The sequence below is a fragment of the Roseovarius nitratireducens genome (assembly GCF_002925845.1).
GTDB lineage: Bacteria > Pseudomonadota > Alphaproteobacteria > Rhodobacterales > Rhodobacteraceae > Roseovarius > Roseovarius nitratireducens.
The window spans coordinates 1-2698 of record NZ_PDNI01000076.1 but is presented as its reverse complement, the minus strand read 5'-3'; the positions used below and the strand labels follow the sequence as shown (position 1 = coordinate 2698).

At 59.4% G+C, this 2698-nt stretch carries 6 protein-coding genes and 1 pseudogene; 5 read left to right on the top strand and 2 right to left on the bottom strand.

Annotated features, from left to right (window positions below; translation table 11 throughout):
- On the bottom strand, positions 1–215 hold a 215-nt coding region (locus CRJ03_RS17660), incomplete at its 3' end, for a hypothetical protein (protein WP_206018396.1).
- A gap of 230 nt (positions 216–445) precedes the next feature.
- On the opposite strand from CRJ03_RS17660, the gene CRJ03_RS17655 reads away from it, so the two are divergent.
- From CRJ03_RS17655 to CRJ03_RS17640, 4 genes and pseudogenes are all read left to right on the top strand, one after another.
- Positions 446–832, top strand: a complete 387-nt coding sequence (locus CRJ03_RS17655) for a DUF302 domain-containing protein (protein ID WP_104020196.1) — start codon at positions 446–448, stop codon at positions 830–832.
- Between the two features lie 95 nt (positions 833–927).
- Entirely contained in the window at positions 928–1413 is a 486-nt protein-coding gene (locus tag CRJ03_RS17650) for a DUF305 domain-containing protein (protein WP_104020195.1), read from the top strand.
- Entirely contained in the window at positions 1406–1645 is a 240-nt protein-coding gene (locus CRJ03_RS20385) for a hypothetical protein (RefSeq protein WP_240611714.1), read from the top strand. The genes CRJ03_RS17650 and CRJ03_RS20385 overlap by 8 nt, the downstream gene beginning before the upstream one ends.
- Positions 1642–1908 (top strand): annotated as a pseudogene (locus CRJ03_RS17640) (amino acid permease); the annotation flags it as partial. The gene CRJ03_RS20385 and the pseudogene CRJ03_RS17640, both read left to right, overlap by 4 nt.
- Here the strand turns inward: CRJ03_RS17640 and CRJ03_RS19995 are convergent.
- On the bottom strand, positions 1887–2108 hold the full coding sequence (locus CRJ03_RS19995; protein ID WP_165375350.1) for a hypothetical protein: 222 nt from the start codon (positions 2106–2108) through the stop codon (positions 1887–1889). The pseudogene CRJ03_RS17640 and the gene CRJ03_RS19995 sit on opposite strands and share 22 nt — an antisense overlap.
- Before the next feature lie 230 nt (positions 2109–2338).
- Here CRJ03_RS19995 and CRJ03_RS17635 point away from each other — a divergent pair.
- A partial coding sequence (locus tag CRJ03_RS17635; protein ID WP_104018551.1) for a DUF302 domain-containing protein occupies positions 2339–2698 on the top strand: 360 nt, incomplete at its 3' end.

Sequence of the window (2698 nt, the reverse complement as noted above, 5' to 3'; positions counted from 1 at the left end):
CCAACGACGATCGCGACCAAGATCAGGATCATCAGGATCGGACCAATCACCATTCCCAATCCTCCCCACTGATCACCGCCCCACATCATACCATGCCCGTCATAGAAGGGGGCATCCCGGTTGGGCATTTCACCGACTTGTGCCATGGCCGTGGTGGCCGTCACGGTCGCTGCGGTGGCCAGGGTCGCCGACCGTGCTGCAATCCCGTGTGTCATCCGACATCTCCTTGAATGTGGCGGCAAAGGCCGCTCTGACCACATCAAATCGGAAAAGACTGCAACGCACACTGATCTGGATCACCCTGTGCGCTGCAATCAGGGATACCATGGCAAAAAGGGAAACCGCTTCAGAGTGCGGACCTTGTGCCGGATGTGGCCCACCCAAACACTCTCCTCGACATCGGCCCCGCCACGCGCTCGATGATTCCGACTGAAAGGATGCTGCAATGACCTATACGATCAACCGTACCTTCGATGGGATGTCCTTCAAAGACGTCGCCGACCGCACGCACGCCGCGCTGGCCGACAACGGATTTGGCGTTCTGACCGAGATCGACGTGCAAGCGACGATGAAAAAGAAGCTCGACGTCGAGATGCCGGCCTACCGGATCCTCGGCGCCTGCAACCCGAAGATGGCCTACGAAGCCATCGGGATGGAGCCGCGCGTCGGTGCGATGCTACCCTGCAACGTGATCCTGCGAGAGGTGGACGGCGGGGTCGAGGTCAGCGCAATCGACCCGGTGGCCTCGATGCAGGCGATCAATAACGGCGAATTGACCGCTGTCGCAGGCCAGGTCCGCGACCTTCTGACCAAGGCCGTCAAGGCGATCTGAGATTGGGCTGCGCGCCGCCATCCTCGCGGCGCTTGCGATCCTCGGGATAGCCCTTCTCGGGGTGTTGAACTGGCAAAAGGATCAGGAGCTGGAAGATGAACTACGGACGTTTCCTTGCAATGATCGCGACTTCGACGGTCGTGATGTTTGGATTGATGTATCTCAACACCTACGCGCTCGACCACATTTTTTTCTCGCAGACGCGCATGTGGATGGCGATCTATATGGGTGCGGTGATGGCGATCATCATGCTCACTTTCATGCTGGGCATGTATTCCAACAAGAGGGTCAATCTCGCGATCTTCGCGGGAGCTGCTGTAACCTTCGCCCTGTCGCTTTGGCTTGTCCGAAGCCAGGAGACTGTCGACGATCTCGCCTGGATGCGGGCGATGATCCCGCACCATTCCATCGCCATCCTGACCAGCGAGCGGGCCGATATCTCGGACCCGAGGGTCAGGGCACTGGCAGATGCAATCATCGAAGCGCAGCTCAGAGAAATCGCTGAAATGAAGAGATACATCGCTGACATCGAGGCGAACGGCGAGGCACCTGCAGGCACACCCCGCGCCGAACTTGAATGACGCCGCAGCCGGGCGGAAGGTAGATGTCGCTGCTGAAATCGAAGTCATGAACCGAAAGGAACGACAATGGACTTCACGATCAACCGGCTTCCTGCTCGCCCATTTCGGCGGTGAGGCGGTCAGCGGAGACCTTGGTCGCGCGACATGGGCGGTACTCGGACTCGGGCTTGTGACGGGGTTGCCGCTGTTCTGGGGGGCGATGCGACAAAAGCCTGAAAAAGAAAATCCATGACGAAAAACGATTACGAGAAGAACAGCATCACCCTGCCGGGCGCGGTGGCTATGGGCACCGGCGTGATGATCGGCGCGGGCATCTTCGCGCTGACGGGTTAGATTGCCGAGCTTGCCGGGCCGCTCTTTCCACTGTCCTTCATCGTTGGGGCCATCGTGACCGCGTTCAGCACCTATACCTATATCAAGATGTCGAACGCATATCCGTCAGCGGGCGGTATCGGAATGATCCTGAAGAAGGCCTACGGCCCAACGACGATCGCGACCAAGATCAGGATCATCAGGATCGGACCAATCACCATTCCCAATCCTCCCCACTGATCACCGCCCCACATCATACCATGCCCGTCATAGAAGGGGGCATCCCGGTTGGGCATTTCACCGACTTGTGCCATGGCCGTGGTGGCCGTCACGGTCGCTGCGGTGGCCAGGGTCGCCGACCGTGCTGCAATCCCGTGTGTCATCCGACATCTCCTTGAATGTGGCGGCAAAGGCCGCTCTGACCACATCAAATCGGAAAAGACTGCAACGCACACTGATCTGGATCACCCTGTGCGCTGCAATCAGGGATACCATGGCAAAAAGGGAAACCGCTTCAGAGTGCGGACCTTGTGCCGGATGTGGCCCACCCAAACACTCTCCTCGACATCGGCCCCGCCACGCGCTCGATGATTCCGACTGAAAGGATGCTGCAATGACCTATACGATCAACCGTACCTTCGATGGGATGTCCTTCAAAGACGTCGCCGACCGCACGCACGCCGCGCTGGCCGACAACGGATTTGGCGTTCTGACCGAGATCGACGTGCAAGCGACGATGAAAAAGAAGCTCGACGTCGAGATGCCGGCCTACCGGATCCTCGGCGCCTGCAACCCGAAGATGGCCTACGAAGCCATCGGGATGGAGCCGCGCGTCGGTGCGATGCTACCCTGCAACGTGATCCTGCGAGAGGTGGACGGCGGGGTCGAGGTCAGCGCAATCGACCCGGTGGCCTCGATGCAGGCGATCAATAACGGCGAATTGACCGCTGTCGCAGGCCAGGTCCGCGACCTT

Coding starts and splice junctions, on each gene's coding strand:
- CRJ03_RS17650 (WP_104020195.1), top strand. CDS start 928: ATGAACTACGGACGTTTCCTTGCAATGATCGCGACTTCGACGGTCGTG.
- CRJ03_RS19995 (WP_165375350.1), bottom strand. CDS start 2,108: ATGACACACGGGATTGCAGCACGGTCGGCGACCCTGGCCACCGCAGCG.
- CRJ03_RS17655 (WP_104020196.1), top strand. CDS start 446: ATGACCTATACGATCAACCGTACCTTCGATGGGATGTCCTTCAAAGAC.